The organism is Pseudomonas sp. ACN8 (genome assembly GCF_002303925.1).
In the GTDB taxonomy this organism is placed as follows: domain Bacteria; phylum Pseudomonadota; class Gammaproteobacteria; order Pseudomonadales; family Pseudomonadaceae; genus Aquipseudomonas.
The window spans coordinates 134,982-149,152 of sequence record NZ_MRCS01000002.1 but is presented as its reverse complement, the minus strand read 5'-3'; the positions used below and the strand labels follow the sequence as shown (position 1 = coordinate 149,152).

The 14,171-nt window shown below is 61.1% G+C and carries 15 protein-coding genes; 7 read left to right on the top strand and 8 right to left on the bottom strand.

Annotated elements, in window-relative coordinates; all coding sequences use genetic code 11:
• Window positions 1-206: 206 nt before the first annotated feature.
• Together BSF44_RS01960 and BSF44_RS01955 are read left to right on the top strand one after the other, a co-directional pair.
• Entirely contained in the window at window positions 207-1,100 is an 894-nt protein-coding gene (locus tag BSF44_RS01960; protein WP_095942029.1) for a neutral zinc metallopeptidase, read from the top strand.
• A complete protein-coding gene (locus BSF44_RS01955; protein WP_095942028.1) occupies window positions 1,101-2,060 on the top strand; it encodes an alpha/beta hydrolase in 960 nt (319 codons plus the stop codon). It abuts the gene before it with no gap.
• A gap of 143 nt (window positions 2,061-2,203) precedes the next feature.
• Here BSF44_RS01955 and BSF44_RS01950 read toward each other — a convergent pair whose 3' ends face one another.
• From BSF44_RS01950 to BSF44_RS01940, 3 genes are all read right to left on the bottom strand, one after another.
• Window positions 2,204-2,797 (bottom strand): HAD family hydrolase, encoded by a 594-nt coding sequence (locus BSF44_RS01950; protein ID WP_095942027.1) that lies wholly within the window; start codon window positions 2,795-2,797, stop codon window positions 2,204-2,206.
• The gene (gene tesB, locus BSF44_RS01945) at window positions 2,794-3,663 is read right to left on the bottom strand and encodes an acyl-CoA thioesterase II (RefSeq protein ID WP_095942026.1); all 870 of its coding nucleotides are present in this window, start codon (window positions 3,661-3,663) and stop codon (window positions 2,794-2,796) included. Before tesB ends, BSF44_RS01950 begins: the two co-directional genes overlap by 4 nt.
• A gap of 104 nt (window positions 3,664-3,767) precedes the next feature.
• Entirely contained in the window at window positions 3,768-4,337 is a 570-nt protein-coding gene (locus BSF44_RS01940) for a GNAT family N-acetyltransferase (RefSeq protein ID WP_095942025.1), read from the bottom strand.
• A gap of 79 nt (window positions 4,338-4,416) precedes the next feature.
• On the opposite strand from BSF44_RS01940, the gene BSF44_RS01935 reads away from it, so the two are divergent.
• Both BSF44_RS01935 and BSF44_RS01930 read left to right on the top strand, forming a co-directional pair.
• Window positions 4,417-5,337 (top strand): histone deacetylase, encoded by a 921-nt coding sequence (locus BSF44_RS01935; protein ID WP_095942024.1) that lies wholly within the window; start codon window positions 4,417-4,419, stop codon window positions 5,335-5,337.
• A 280-nt stretch (window positions 5,338-5,617) separates the two neighbouring features.
• Window positions 5,618-6,859 (top strand): TIGR03862 family flavoprotein, encoded by a 1,242-nt coding sequence (locus BSF44_RS01930; RefSeq protein WP_178081854.1) that lies wholly within the window; start codon window positions 5,618-5,620, stop codon window positions 6,857-6,859.
• Between the two features lie 117 nt (window positions 6,860-6,976).
• Here the strand turns inward: BSF44_RS01930 and BSF44_RS01925 are convergent, their stop codons facing one another.
• Both BSF44_RS01925 and yedA read right to left on the bottom strand, forming a co-directional pair.
• A complete protein-coding gene (locus BSF44_RS01925; RefSeq protein WP_095942022.1) occupies window positions 6,977-8,317 on the bottom strand; it encodes a DEAD/DEAH box helicase in 1,341 nt (446 codons plus the stop codon).
• A 78-nt stretch (window positions 8,318-8,395) separates the two neighbouring features.
• Window positions 8,396-9,328 carry a drug/metabolite exporter YedA gene (gene yedA / locus BSF44_RS01920; RefSeq protein WP_095942021.1) on the bottom strand — a complete coding sequence of 311 codons (933 nt, stop codon included), beginning with the start codon at window positions 9,326-9,328 and terminating at the stop codon, window positions 8,396-8,398.
• Window positions 9,329-9,493: 165 nt separating this feature from the next.
• On the opposite strand from yedA, the gene BSF44_RS01915 reads away from it, so the two are divergent.
• Window positions 9,494-9,949: an Lrp/AsnC family transcriptional regulator gene (locus BSF44_RS01915; RefSeq protein WP_007994028.1), complete on the top strand. Its 456-nt coding sequence runs from the start codon at window positions 9,494-9,496 to the stop codon at window positions 9,947-9,949.
• A 142-nt stretch (window positions 9,950-10,091) separates the two neighbouring features.
• Here the strand turns inward: BSF44_RS01915 and BSF44_RS01910 are convergent, their stop codons facing one another.
• The 3 genes from BSF44_RS01910 to BSF44_RS01900 form a co-directional block, all read right to left on the bottom strand.
• Window positions 10,092-10,697, bottom strand: coding sequence for a PolC-type DNA polymerase III (locus tag BSF44_RS01910; RefSeq protein ID WP_095942020.1), 606 nt, complete (start codon window positions 10,695-10,697; stop codon window positions 10,092-10,094).
• A 22-nt stretch (window positions 10,698-10,719) separates the two neighbouring features.
• Window positions 10,720-11,199 (bottom strand): NYN domain-containing protein, encoded by a 480-nt coding sequence (locus tag BSF44_RS01905; protein WP_007990686.1) that lies wholly within the window; start codon window positions 11,197-11,199, stop codon window positions 10,720-10,722.
• A 120-nt stretch (window positions 11,200-11,319) separates the two neighbouring features.
• Entirely contained in the window at window positions 11,320-12,099 is a 780-nt protein-coding gene (locus tag BSF44_RS01900; protein ID WP_095942019.1) for a DUF2076 domain-containing protein, read from the bottom strand.
• Between the two features lie 178 nt (window positions 12,100-12,277).
• On the opposite strand from BSF44_RS01900, the gene BSF44_RS01895 reads away from it, so the two are divergent.
• Window positions 12,278-12,952 (top strand): YciC family protein, encoded by a 675-nt coding sequence (locus BSF44_RS01895; protein ID WP_095942018.1) that lies wholly within the window; start codon window positions 12,278-12,280, stop codon window positions 12,950-12,952.
• Window positions 12,953-13,018: 66 nt separating this feature from the next.
• Window positions 13,019-14,098: an endonuclease/exonuclease/phosphatase family protein gene (locus BSF44_RS01890; protein ID WP_095942017.1), complete on the top strand. Its 1,080-nt coding sequence runs from the start codon at window positions 13,019-13,021 to the stop codon at window positions 14,096-14,098.
• The last annotated feature ends 73 nt before the right edge of the window (window positions 14,099-14,171 follow it).

The window sequence follows — 14,171 nt, the reverse complement described above, 5'->3', positions numbered from 1 at the left end:
CCTCACGATAAAAAACCATCACCCGACGGAATTCGATGGGTTATCCGTGTTCAATACAAGCCTGAAAGCTTCTCGGCAGCCCTTCACGGGTAGCCGGGAATCAACCTGTGCGCGGAAAAAAGACGGACGGCCGGACTGGCGCCGCTCCCACTTGGCAGCAACACTCATCGCACGGAGCTTTACCCGGAACAGAAGAGGATTCCCACATGCTATGGAAAAAAGGCCGACGCAGCGACAACGTGGTCGACGCCCGTGGCGATGATGTTGGCGGCGGTGGCGGCGGCATGCGTTTTGGCGGTGGCAAGGGCCTGAGCCTGACGGCGATCCTCCTGATCGTCGGCATCGGCTGGATCACCGGCCAGGATCCGCTGCAGATCCTCGGACAACTGGCCGGGCAAATGGACCAGCAATCGGCGCCCGCCACCCACCAGAGTCGCAAGGCACCGCCGGTCAATGATGAAAGCGCGGAGTTCGTGCGTTCAATCCTTGGCGATACCGAGGACACTTGGGGTGCGATTTTCCAGCAGGTCGGCCGCCAATATAAGGACCCGACCCTGGTGCTGTTCAGCAACCGCGTGAATTCGGCCTGCGGTCTGGCCACCTCGGCGACCGGCCCCTTCTATTGCCCGGCCGACCAGAAGGTCTACCTGGACATGGCGTTCTTCCAGGAGATGTCCCAACGTTTTTCCGCCGCGGGCGACTTCGCCCAGGCCTACGTGATCGCCCACGAAGTCGGACACCATGTGCAGACCCTGCTTGGGGTGTCCGCAAAAATTCAGGCAGCGCGCCAGCAGGGTCGGCAGATGGAGGGCGACGGTGGCTTGCTGGTTCGCCAGGAACTTCAGGCCGACTGCCTGGCCGGCGTCTGGGCCAACAATGCGCAGAAGCGCCTGAACTGGCTGGAACCGGGCGACATCGAAGAAGCACTGAATGCCGCGAACGCCATCGGTGACGATCGTTTGCAGCAACAGGGTCAGGGCCGTGTGGTCCCGGACTCGTTCACCCATGGTACGTCGGCGCAACGGGTGCGCTGGTTCAAAACCGGTTTCGCCCAAGGCCAGGTTGGCCAGTGCGATACCTTTGCGGCGAAAAATCTGTAAATGAAGAAGTGGTTGTTGGTTGTTCTGTTTACTTGCGCAACGTCCCAGGCCGCCGAGCAGGGGGTCAAAGACCTCAGCTCGGGGCGCCTGCTGTTGAAATCAGGTGAAATCGCGGTGGGCATCAGCCCCGCCCCGGCAAAAATCGAACGGGTGCTGATCATCCTCCACGGTCGCTTGCGCAATGCGCAAACCTATCTGCAGAGCGGTGAGCACGCGGCCGAACTGGCCGGGCAAAGCGCAACGACCCTGGTGATCGCCCCGCAATTTCTCAATGAAACCGATGTTGCGGTCCATCCGGTGGCCGACACCGTTTTGCGCTGGCAAGGCAATGAATGGATGGCCGGCGGAGAATCCACGGCACCGTTTCGGCTGAGTTCCTACGCGGCGCTCGACGAAATCATCGCCCGCGTGGGTGACCGTCAGCAGTTTCCGGAGGTGAAGCAAATCGTCATCGCCGGGCATTCCGGTGGCGCGCAGGTGGTTCAGCGCTATGCATTGCTCGGTCACGCGCAGTCAGAGCTCGATGCGGCCGGCGTGCAGGTGCGCTATGTGATTGCCAATCCGTCCTCCTACGCTTATTTCGATGAGCGCCGGCCCGTGGCGTTCAGCCACGCCGGTTGCCCGCAATTCAATCGCTGGAAGTACGGGCTGGCAGATTTACCGACCTATGCCGAAGGACAAACCGCGGCGCAGTTGCAGGAAAGTTACCTCAAGCGTGAAGTCGTTTATCTGCTGGGGCAGCAGGATACTGACCCGAATCATCCGGCGCTGGACAAGAGTTGTGAGGCCAGGGCGCAAGGGCCGTCTCGATTGACCCGTGGGCGTTTTTACTTCGATTATCTGAAGCGGCTGCAACCGCAAGGGTTGAAGCAGCAGCTGATAGAAGTACCCGGGGTCGGGCATGACGGGGATGGGATGTTTACATCGCCGGAGGGGCAGAAGGCTTTGTTTGGGCAGTAAGATTTTCGGGGCTTGAACTGACGCCATCGCGAGCAGGCTCGCTCCCACAAGGATTTTGCGGTGAACACATCATTTGTGGACACCAGAGATCACATGTGGGAGCGAGCCTGCTCGCGATGGCGGTTGACCAGGCAACGAAGCACTCAAGCCAACAGCATCTGCCGCAACTCAACACAATCCGCCGCATGCCAATCGGTCAATTCCGGCCATGGATTATCCGGCAAATTCACCAACACAGTCCGCGCCCCCGCCGCTCGCCCGCAATCGAGATCGAAGCGGTAGTCACCGACCATCACCATCTCGCTCGCCGGCACCTTCCACGCTTCGGCCAGTTTCAGCAACCCGCCCGGATGCGGCTTGGGCGGCGCATCATCGCGACCCAGCACATCCTCCAGCGCAAAGCAGTCGGCCAGGCCAATGGCCTCCAGCGTGACATGTGCCAGCTCCCGGGCATTGCGCGTGAGAATGCCCAGGCGATAACCGCGCCCGGCCAGCTCGCGCACCAGTTCCACCGCACCCGGTGCCGGTTGCGAACCGAGGGCCAGGTCCCGCTCATGCTCCAGCAGCCAGGCATGTTTGGCTGCGGCCTCATCGGCTGGCAGCGCGGCGAGGTGGGTCAGGATGTCGTGTTCGGCAGGGATCGCCAACGCCACGCGAATCGCCGCGAAGTCGTGCACGGCCACCGTCAGGGTGCCGTCCATGTCGAACACCCAGTGACGCACGTCGGCCAGGCTCATGCCCAATCCTTGCGGTGACGGATCAAGCCTTCCTGGGTGACCGAGGCCACCAGTTGCCCCGCGCGGTTGAACACGCTGCCACGGGAGAATCCACGGGAGTTGCCGGCCCACGGACTGTCCATCGCGTAGAGCAACCAGTCATCGGCACGCAGGTCCTGATGGAACCACAGCGCGTGATCGAGGCTGGCCACCTGCATGTCCTTGTTCCAGACCGTTTTGCCGTGGGGCTGCATCGAGGTGACCAGCAGACCGAAGTCCGAGGCGTAGGCCAGCAGGTATTTATGCAGCGCCGGCGAATCGGCCAACGCCCCGTCGGCGCGGAACCAGACGTACTTGACCGGATCGGAGGGCAGCGGGTTGTAAGGATCCTTCTCGGTCACCGGTCGAAATTCGATCGGCTTCGGGCACAGCAGTTTTTCGCGCATTTTCTCAGGGATCAGGTGCGCGCGCTGCTGGGTGATCTCCAGCTCCGATGGCAGGTTTTCCGGACCGACCACTTGCGGCATTTCGGTCTGGTGCTGAAAGCCTTCTTCGTCGTACTGGAACGACGCACTGCAGGTGAAGATCGGGTGGCCCTTCTGGATCGCCGTCACCCGGCGCGTGCTGAAACTGCCACCGTCACGCACCCGGTCAACCTGATACACCACCGGTAATCCGGCATCGCCCGGACGCAGGAAATAGCCGTGCATCGAATGCACATGGCGCGCCTCTTCAACCGTCTGACTGGCCGCCGACAGCGACTGGCCGAGCACCTGACCACCGAACAGCTGACGAAACCCCAGGTCCTGGCTACGACCACGGAACAGGTTTTCTTCGATCGGTTCCAGGGTCAGCAGGTCGACCAGATCATCCAACACTTGGCTCATTCAGATGCTCCTCAGGCAAAACATGGCCGCGCAGCCTTGGCTGCTACGGTCGATTCAGTTTCGGGACTCTGCCCATGAGGGCCATTGTAAACGTCCGTGTCAGGTTATCCATGCAAGGTTTGCAGCCATTGCTCGCGGCTGATGCGATACAACACATGCCGACGCAACGGGTGATCGGCTTCGAGTCGCGGGTGATCGAAGTCATTTTCCGGATCATGGTGCATGCCGATGGCCTGCATGACTTTCTCTGACGGCAGATTGGTTTGCGTCGTGAAGGCCACGACCTCTTGCAGCGGCAAGCGGTCGAACCCGCAGCGCAGAACGGTCCACGCCGCTTCGCTGGCGTAACCCAAGCCCCAGTGCTCGCGGGCCAGGCGCCAGCCGATTTCCGTGGCCGGGGTAAAGGGTGCGTCGAAACCGACCACGCCAAGCCCGGTAAACCCGATGAACTGGCCAGAATCCTTGCGCTGCAAAGCCCAGAGACCATAACCATGCTCGGCGAAATGACCACGGATTCGCCCGATCAATGATGCGCTTTCCAGCCGGCTCAAGGTTGCCGGGAAATAGCGCATCACCTGCGGATCGGCACACATCGCGGCAAAGTCCGCTAAATCTTCATCGCGCCACTGGCGCAACAGCAGCCGAGCGCTTTCAAGTTCCAGTATTGGCTCCATTGCTCACCGCCCCTCCGTTTGCATGCTGCAAGTCTACAACGCTGATAGGATCCCTCTCTCATTCCTACATGAAATGACCATGCCACTGCCGCTGATTTATCACGAAGACTACAGCCCCGAGTTTCCGGCGGATCACCGCTTTCCCATGGATAAGTTCCGCCTGTTGCGCGATCACCTGGTGGACAGCGGTCTGACCCGCGACGTCGACTTGCTGCGCCCGGATCTGTGTCCGGCAGATATTCTCGCCCTCGCCCATGACCCTTCGTACATCGAGCGCTACATGAGTGGCGAATTATCCCGCGAAGACCAGCGCCGCCTCGGCCTGCCCTGGAACGAAGCCCTGGCCCGACGTACGGTGCGGGCGGTCGGCGGTTCGTTGCTGGCGGCCGAAAAGGCGCTGGAGTATGGCCTGGCCTGTCACCTGGCGGGCGGTACCCACCACGCGCACTACGACTATCCGGCCGGATTTTGCATCTTCAATGACCTGGCGGTGATCAGCCATTACCTGCTGGAAAGTGGAAGGGTGAACCGGGTGCTGATCTTCGATTGCGACGTGCATCAGGGCGACGGGACTGCACGAATACTGCACAACACCCCGGAAGCAGTGACCGTTTCCCTGCACTGCGAAAAGAATTTTCCCGCACGCAAGGCCGAAAGCGACTGGGACATTCCACTGCCCAACGGCATGGGCGATGCCGATTACCTGAAGGTCGTGGACGATGCACTCAACTACCTGCTGCCGCTCTACCAACCGGACCTGGTACTGTATGACGCCGGGGTCGATGTGCATAAGGACGACGCCCTGGGTTATCTGAAGCTGACAGACGAAGGCGTCGCCGCCCGCGATGAAAGCGTGATGCGCCATTGCCTGGGCCGTGACATTCCGCTCGTCGGGGTAATCGGCGGCGGCTACAGCAAGGACCGCCAGGCCCTGGCCCGCCGTCACGGCATCCTCCATCACAGCGCGCAACGCGTCTGGCAGTCATCAGGTTGTCACTGAACTGTGGATGCTTTACCCACAATGCCTGTGGAACTGCCTGTGGATAACCTGAGTGAAAGGGCCTACAGCCCACACGGCGTATAGGCTACAGAACACTGACTGTTTTTTAACCACCCTTCAAAGACACCTCTAAACCCTGTAGGAGTGAGCCTGCTCGCGATAGCGGTCTGTCAGGCCCACAGATGTTGAATGTACCGCCGCCATCGCGAGCAGGCTCGCTCCTACAGGGGGCGGGGCTGGTAGAATGCCCGGCTTATCCCGCCAGACCGCAGCGCATCCCATGACCCAATCTTCGCCAGCCCTTCCCCCTCACGTCGCCATCATCGGCGGCGGCCCCGCCGGACTGATGGCGGCCGAAGTGTTGAGCCAGGCCGGGATCACGGTCGACCTGTACGACGGCATGCCCTCGGTCGGACGAAAATTCCTCCTGGCCGGCGTCGGCGGCATGAACATCACGCACTCCGAAGCCTATCCGGCGTTTCTCTCGCGCTACGCCGAACGCGCCCCGCAGATCGCCCCGCTGCTGCGCGGCTTCGGCGCCGAAGCTTTGTGCCGGTGGATTCATGACCTGGGCATCGATACCTTCGTCGGCAGCTCCGGCCGGGTATTCCCCACCGACATGAAGGCCGCGCCATTGCTGCGCGCCTGGCTCAAGCGCCTGCGCGACAGCGGCGTAGTTATCCACACCCGCCACCGCTGGCTCGGCTGGGACGAGCGTGGCGATTTGCGCATCGACAGTCCGGAAGGTGAAAAGACCGTGCAAGCCGATGCCACCCTGCTCGCCCTCGGTGGCGGCAGTTGGTCGCGACTGGGTTCGGATGGCGCGTGGATGCTGCCACTGGAGCAGCACGGTGTAGGACTGGCGCCGTTGCAACCCAGTAATTGCGGCTTCGAGGTGCAGGCCTGGAGCGAATTGATGGTCAGCAAATTCGCCGGCGCCCCGCTGAAAAATATCGCCATCGGTCTTAATGATGACGTTCCGCGACTAGGCGAATGTGTGATTACTGCCACCGGAATCGAAGGCAGTTTGATCTACGCCCTGTCGGCACCGATCCGCGAGGCGATCAACCGGCACGGCTCGGCAACCATTCATCTGGACCTGTTGCCCGGCCGGCCTGTGGATAAAATTCAAGCGGCGTTGAGCAAGCCACGGGGATCGCGATCCATGGCCAAACACCTGCACAGTCAGTTGGGCATCGATGGCGTAAAAGCGGCGCTATTGCGTGAACTCACGCCTGCCGAAGCGTTTACCGACCCGAGCCTGCTGGCCCAATCGATCAAGGCATTACCACTGACATTGGTGAAACCCCGTCCACTGGACGAGGCCATCAGCAGCGCTGGCGGTGTGTTGTTCGAGGCAATGGATGAGCGATTGATGCTCAAGCAACTGCCTGGCGTGTTTTGCGCGGGGGAAATGCTCGATTGGGAAGCGCCGACCGGCGGCTATCTGCTGACCGCGTGTTTCGCCAGCGGGCGGGCGGCGGGGTTGGGGATGGTGGAGTGGTTGCGGCGCAAGGGTTGATGACCGCGCAGCTCCCATCGCCAGCAGGCTGGCTCCCACACGGGATTTGTGTCGCTCACAAAAAACCTGTGGGAGCCAGCCTGCTGGCGATGACGGCCTAACGGACGCAGTGCGTAATCAAGGCTTGCGCTTACGCGGCCCGGTATTGAACACCGGCACCTTGCGCACAGGCTTGATCGAAGGCTCCGCCGGCGCAACTTCCCCGCTATCCACCCACTTGCCCAGATTGCGTTTACCACCGCCACCACCGGAAGCCTTTGGTTTCTTCGGTTTCTTCGGCTTCTTCACGACCTGGCCACTGGCATCGGTGTCCGGCACGCGGTGCTCAGGTTCGAAGTCCGGCTCGTTCTGCCGCTTCAAGGTCTGGCGGGTCAACATCTCGATGGCCGAGAGCAGATTCACTTCATCGGCGCAGACCAGGGAAATCGCCTCGCCGGTCGAACCCGCGCGGCCGGTACGACCGATGCGGTGGATGTAGTCCTCAGCGACTATCGGCAAATCGAAGTTGACCACCATCGGCAGATCTTCGATATCCAGACCACGAGCCGCCACGTCGGTGGCGACCAGAATCTGCACTTCACTCGCCTTGAAACGATCCAGTGCGCGCTGACGAGTCGCCTGGGGTTTGTCGCCGTGGATGCCGTCGGCATTGATGCCCAGCCCCTGAAGTTTATCCACCAGCGCATCCACGCCGTTGCGGGTCTTGGCGAACACCAGCACCTGCTTCCACTTGCCCTTGCGCATCAGGTGAACGAACAGCTCCGGCTTGCGCTTCTTGTCCACCGTCACGATCCATTGCTTGACCGTATTGGCCGCGACGTTGCGCGGGCTGACTTCGATGGTCAGCGGATCGTTGAGCATCTGCCCGGCCAGCAGGCGGATGTCATCGGAGAAGGTTGCGGAGAACAACAGCGTCTGACGTTTCTTAGGGAGCGCGCGGTAAATGTTCGCCAGTTCCTCGGAAAAGCCCAGGTCGAGCATACGGTCGGCTTCGTCCAGCACCAGGGTTTGCAACTGGTTGAACTTCAGCGCGTTCTGGCGGAACAGGTCGAGCAAGCGGCCCGGGGTCGCCACCAACAGGTCGACACCGCTGCGCAGCTTCATCATCTGCGGGTTGATGCTGACGCCGCCATATACCGCGTAGGTGCGCAGCGGCAGGTTTTCGGCGTACTGGCGCACGGCTTCGTGAACCTGCTCGGCCAGCTCGCGGGTCGGTACCAGGATCAGCGCGCGGACCGAGTTGGCGGTGACTTTCGGCCCTTCCATGGCCAGCAGTTGCAACAGCGGCAGGGCGAAACCGGCGGTCTTGCCGGTGCCGGTCTGGGCGGCGGCCATCAGGTCACGACCGGCCAGCACCGCCGGAATGGCTTGCGCCTGAACCGGCGTCGGAGTCTGGTAGCCGAGCGTCTCGAGGGAGCGCAGCAAGGGTTCGATTAGGCCAAGGGTGGCGAAAGTCATGGGAGTACCGTAGGAAAATTCAGCGCGGGTTGTTCAAAACAAGTGTGCAATACAAGATGCAATGCCGCGCAGTTTACCCTAATTCACACGGGATTCTGTCGGTACTGCCGTCGTTACCACTGGCCGCTCTGGCGTGCGGCGCCATTGTGGCAAGCCGATCAACACCACGGCACTGATGATCACCGCCATCGCCAGGGCTTCCTCGATACCGATGGTTTCGCCGACGAACACGATCCCCAGCAACACCGCCACCGCCGGGTTGACGTAGGCATAGCTCGTGGCAGCAGCCGGACGCACGTGCTTCAACAAGTACATGTAGGCGTTGAAGGCGATGATCGAACCGAACACGGTCAGATACGCCAACGCGGCCCAGCCTTCGATTGGTGGCACCTTTTCCAGATGCTCACCGCTGACTGCGCTGGCAATCAGCAACACCACACCGCCCACCAGCATTTCCACAGCGCTGGCCATCGCGCCCTGAGGCAACGGCAGGTGTTTGCTCCAAACAGAGCCAAAGGCCCAGGTCGCCGCTGCAAAAATCAGCAACGCCGCACCCAATGGACTCGATTGCAGGTTGGAACCGAGGTTGAGCATGCCGATGCCGATCAGCCCGAGCACGATCCCGGCCCATTCGAGACGGGTATTACGCGCGCCCCAGAAATAGCCGCAGAGCAAGGTAAACAGCGGCACCGTCGCCACCGCCAACGCCGCCACCCCGGAGGCCACGCCCGTGTGCTCGGCCACGCTCACCGCGCCGTTGCCGCACGCCAACAGCAGAATCCCGATGATCCCGGCGGCTTTCCACTGCGCCCAGGTCGGCGCCGGCGCTCCGCGCCAGCGCAGGAAGGCATACATCAAGGTTCCGGCGATCACGAAGCGAATGCCGGCAAGCAGCAACGGCGGCCAGGACTCCACGCCGATGCGGATCACCAGGTAAGTCGAGCCCCAAATCACGTACAAGGCAAAGAAGGCAGCGATCAAGGGTAAGGGAAAGCGACGAAGGCCGGACATGGGGGCAGCTCACAGGCAAGGACAAGTGAACGGCTATTCTAGAAAGGCTGGCGTCGGAAAATAAGTTACAAAACCTGTTTAGAGCGCCAGTACACTTTTCAAAACACGGAGTTCAGCGCTATAAACCGTGTTTTCGAAAGTCGGCCATTTTCAGGAGTCACCCCGATGGACAAGTATGACCGCATGCTGCTCAGCGCCCTGCTGGAAAACGGTCGCGCGTCCTACGCGGACCTGGCGCGCAAGGTCAACCTGTCTGCCCCGGCCGTGGCCGAGCGCGTGGCCAAGCTCGAAGCCAGCGGCGTGATCACCGGTTATCAGGCGAAGGTCGACATGGCCAAGCTCGGCCTGCCGATCCAGTGCGTGATCGAATTGCGCCTGAACCAGCACGGCAACCAGAAAGCCTACGACGACCTGATCAAAATCCCGCAATTGACCGAATGCCATCGGGTGACCGGCGACCCGTGCGTGATCATGCAAGCGGCGGTGGGCTCGATGCCGGAACTGGAAGAACTGATCAACCGGATCGCCACGTTCGGCTTCAGCAAGACGTCGATTGTGTTGTCCAGCGCCATCGAGAAGCGGGTGCCGTTGGGACATATCGAAGGCAACGGCAAGCTTTGATCGAACGCGGAACCATAGATGTAGGAGCGAGCCTGCTCGCGATGGTCGCCAACGATAACGCGGGAAACCTGACACCCCGCACCGTTCTCGGGTTCATCGCGAGCAGGCTCGCTCCTACAGGGGACTTGTGGTGTTTTCGGGATCAGCGATAGCGCTTTAGGTGTTCGCCCACTTTCGCCGCAGGCACTTTCTGCAACTTGCACAACAAGTCATGGGACAACTCGCGCAAGCCATGCTTCTGCCGCAGTTCGTCAGCGAGGTGCGCGGTCAGGTTGGCCGCCATCTCGGCATCGGCCATGGCCCGGTGGGCCTTGCCGGTGTGGGGCAGGTTGGCAAACGTGGTGAGGGTGCCGAGCTTGTGGTTCGGTGCGGCGGGCATCAGGCGGCGGGCCAGTAGCAGCGAGCAGGCAAAATTCTGCAAGCGGGTGCGTTTGATTCGCCCCAGTTCGAAGTCCCAGAACTTCTGGTCGAACGCGGCGTTATGCGCCAGCAATGGCGTGGTGCCGACGAATTCGTTGACCTCGTTCATCACCTGCTCGGCCGACGGCGCGGTGCGCAGCATGGCGTTGCTGATGCCGGTGAGTTGTTCGATGAAGGCCGGGACACGTACGCCGGCGTTCATCAAGCTCTGGTAACGCTCGACGATGCGCCCCTGCTCAAGGATCACCACGGCGATTTCCGTGGCCCGGCAGCTGCTGCTCGGGGAGATCCCGGTGGTTTCAAAGTCGATGACTGCTATGCGTTCCAAACCTGGTTCAACTCCGTAAAAATCAATTCTTGAGCAGCAACGCGCCTTCGATCGGCACGTAGCGGCTGGCGGCGCGGATCAGCGAGTTGGCGGTCAGGCCCGGCACACCGTAGGCCACCGCTTGCACCCCGTGTTTGCTGATGATGCGTTCGAGCAGCATGTCGAAATCACCGTCGCCGGAGGCCAGGACGATTTCATCGACATGGTCGGCGGCGTCCATGATGTCGAGGGTGATGCCCACGTCCCAGTCACCCTTGGCCGAGCCGTCGCTGCGCTGGATGTAGGGCTTGAGCTTCACGGTGAAACCGAGGTTGCGCAGGATCTGCTGGAACTGCTGCTGTTTGCTGTCGCCACGGTCGATGGCGTAGGCGTAGGCTTCGACGATCTCGCCCTGTTTGCTGATGTCAGCCCACAGTGCGGCGTAGTTGAAGTGGCAACCATAGGCCTGACGCACGGTGTAGTAGAGGTTCTGGACATCGGCGAACACTGCGATTTTTTTCACCGGCTTTCCTCAAGGCTGAATCAGGCACCAGGCCCGAAAAGTCGCCCAGTATGCCAGCCCGAAGGATTGTTCCGCGAATAATCGGCCCGGAGCGCGGTTGCGCTCCGGACGAATGGCGTATCAGACGAAGGAATCGTCGTCGCCGAAGAACGATGAGTTGTCATCGCTGTAGTCGGCGTCGCTGATCCCGCCCTGATCGTTGCTGTAGGTATCGTTACCGGCCATGCGCTGGTCATCGCCCCAGCCATTGTTGCTCTGGTCGTTGACCTGGGCCGGCTCTTCCTTGATGACTTCGACGACTTCCGGTTGCTGATTGTGATGGAACAGGCTGCTGATGCCCTGTGCCAGCATTACGCCACCCGCCACGCCGGCGGCGGTTTTCAGCGCACCACCAAGGAAACTGCTGCCAGCCGCTGCCGGAGCCTGTTGTTGCGGCGCATAGCCCTGCTGTGGAAAGTTCTGTTGCGGGGCACCGAAGCTCTGCTGTGGCGGCTGCGAACCGAACGACGAGCGTCCCGGCTCACGCCAGCCACCGTTCGACGGCGGTGCGCTCTGGGTTGGCGCGGGCTGTGGCTCGCGGGAGTTGCCGCCAAAGATGCTCGACAAAAAGCCACCGCCACTCGGCGCAGGAGCCGGGGTCGCCTGGGCCTTGGCCTGTTGCAGTTCAGCCTGCAATTGCTGGACTTGCTGGGTCAGTTGTTTGTTCTGCTCATCGAGGCTCTTGATCGCCGCCTCTTGCACCAGAATCGCCTGGGTCATGAAATAACCTGCCGCGGGCTGGCGCGTCAGGTGTTCCTTGATCCGCGCCTCGGCCTGGGCGTCGCGCGGGGCTGAGTCCGTTTCGGCCTGCTGCAGCCGGGAAAACAGTCCATCGATCAGGGTTTGTTCTTCGCTGTTCATGGCGACCTCGTAGATTGCCGGGGAAATCGTTGCCTTTATCCAATGAGGATAAGGCGCTCAACCTTAATGGAGGCTGAAACAAGATGTTTCAATGTCCTTTACCGAACGTTTACGTTTGCTTCCCCCTGCGCTTGATCGGTTAAAGTGAGCCACTGCTTCCAACCTGCGATACCCACTGATGAATCCGTTAGATGTGCTGCGTGACTCCCTGTATTTCTTCAAGCGCAATCTGAGCCAGATCGTGCAGCTGTGCCTGCCGCTGGTGATGTTTGAGGCACTGCTGCAACAAGTGGTCGACCACTCCACGGAGCCGGACAGTTTCCCCGGCATCAGCGTGATTGTCGGCTTGCTGGTGTACCCGCTGTATACCGCCGCGCTGATTCTGTTTCTCGATGCTCGCAGCCGCGGAGAATCGCCGAGCAACCGCGAACTGCTGTCCAGGTCCGCCTACCTGTGGCCGCGCTTCGCCCTGCTGACGGTGCTCAATACCGTGCTGATCCTGCTGGGCCTGTCGCTGTATTTCCTGCCGGGCATCTACCTGATGGTGACGCTGGCGTTTGGCGAATACCTGTTGGTGTTGCGCGGCCTGGCGCCGCTGGCGGCCATGAAGGAAAGCCTGCGCCTGACCAGCGGTCATTTCCTGCGCATCCTGCTGTGCATTCTGAGTGTGATGGGGCCGTTGTGGCTGCTCAAAGGCGTGACACTGGCGGCGTACCCGGAACCGCAGAACCCGGTGATCTCACTATTGATCGACAGTGCCCACAGCTTCCTTCAGCTGTTTACCAGCGTGGTGCTGTTCCGGCTGTTCATGCTGATCAACCCGCTGCCTGAGAGAAATGACAACTCGCTCTGACGTTGGGCGCGACCATCGCTCTCGGGTATCCTCGGGAACAATCCTGTAACGCTAATAAGCCGAGCCATGACCCGTCTACTGCGCTACACCCTGCTGGGCCTGCTGATCGTGATCGGCCTGATCACCGTAATGATCTACAGCCTGACCTGGCGCCCCGATGCCAAAGAAGTATTGCCCGTCAGTTGCAGTGCCCAGGCCCCCTCCCTGGTCCCCGGGCAGGCGTTGAAAGTGATGACCTGGAACGTCCAATACCTGGCCGGCAAGCGTTACGTATTCTGGAATGACCTGGCCGCTGGTACCGACGAACGTCCCACAGCGGAAGACATGGCTTTCAGCCTCGACGAAGTGGCGCGGGTGATTCGCGACGAACAACCGGACATCGTGCTGTTGCAGGAACTGGACGACGGCGCCAAGGCCAGCGATTACCAGCACCAGTTCAAACTGCTGCAAGAACGGCTCGCCGACTTGTATCCGTGTGGCACCAGCGCGTTCGACTGGAAGGCTGACTTCGTGCCGAACCCGCACATCTTCGGCAGTGTCGGCCGGCAACTGGCGACCCTGAGCCGTTACCAGATCGAACATGCCGAACGGCTGCAACTGCCCATCACCTCGGGCAATCCACTCAGCCGCCAATTCAAACCCAGAGATGCCTTGCTGGTGAGCTACTTGCCGTTGAGTGATGGCGGGCAAATAGCGGTGCTCAATACCCATCTGGACCGCGCCAATCGAGCCGACAACACCTTGCAAAACCAGGTGAACGCCGTGGCCAGGACCCTCGATAAACTCGAAAGCCGTGGCACACCGTGGCTGATCGGTGGGGATTTCAACCTGTTGCCGCTGGGCCAGTATCGACGCCTGTCCGACGCACAACGCGCGCCCTACTCTGCCGACAGCCCGTTGCACCTGCTGTGGGACAAGTACCCGATGATCCCGACCAACAACGAAGCCAGTGGTATCGACCGCGAACGCTGGCTGACCCATTACCCGAACGATCCCGGGCTGAACGGTCCGGACCGGACTGTCGACTACCTGTTCTACAGCCCGCGGATCAAACGGGTCGAGGCGATGGTGCGGCAGGATGATACGTTGCGTATCTCCGATCACCTGCCGGTGATTGCGCGGTTCCTGTTGCCGGCTGCGCCTTAGTTCCGAATCCACATAAAACCTGTGGGAGCGAGCCTGCTCGCGATTGCGGTGTGTCAGACAGATCAATATTGAC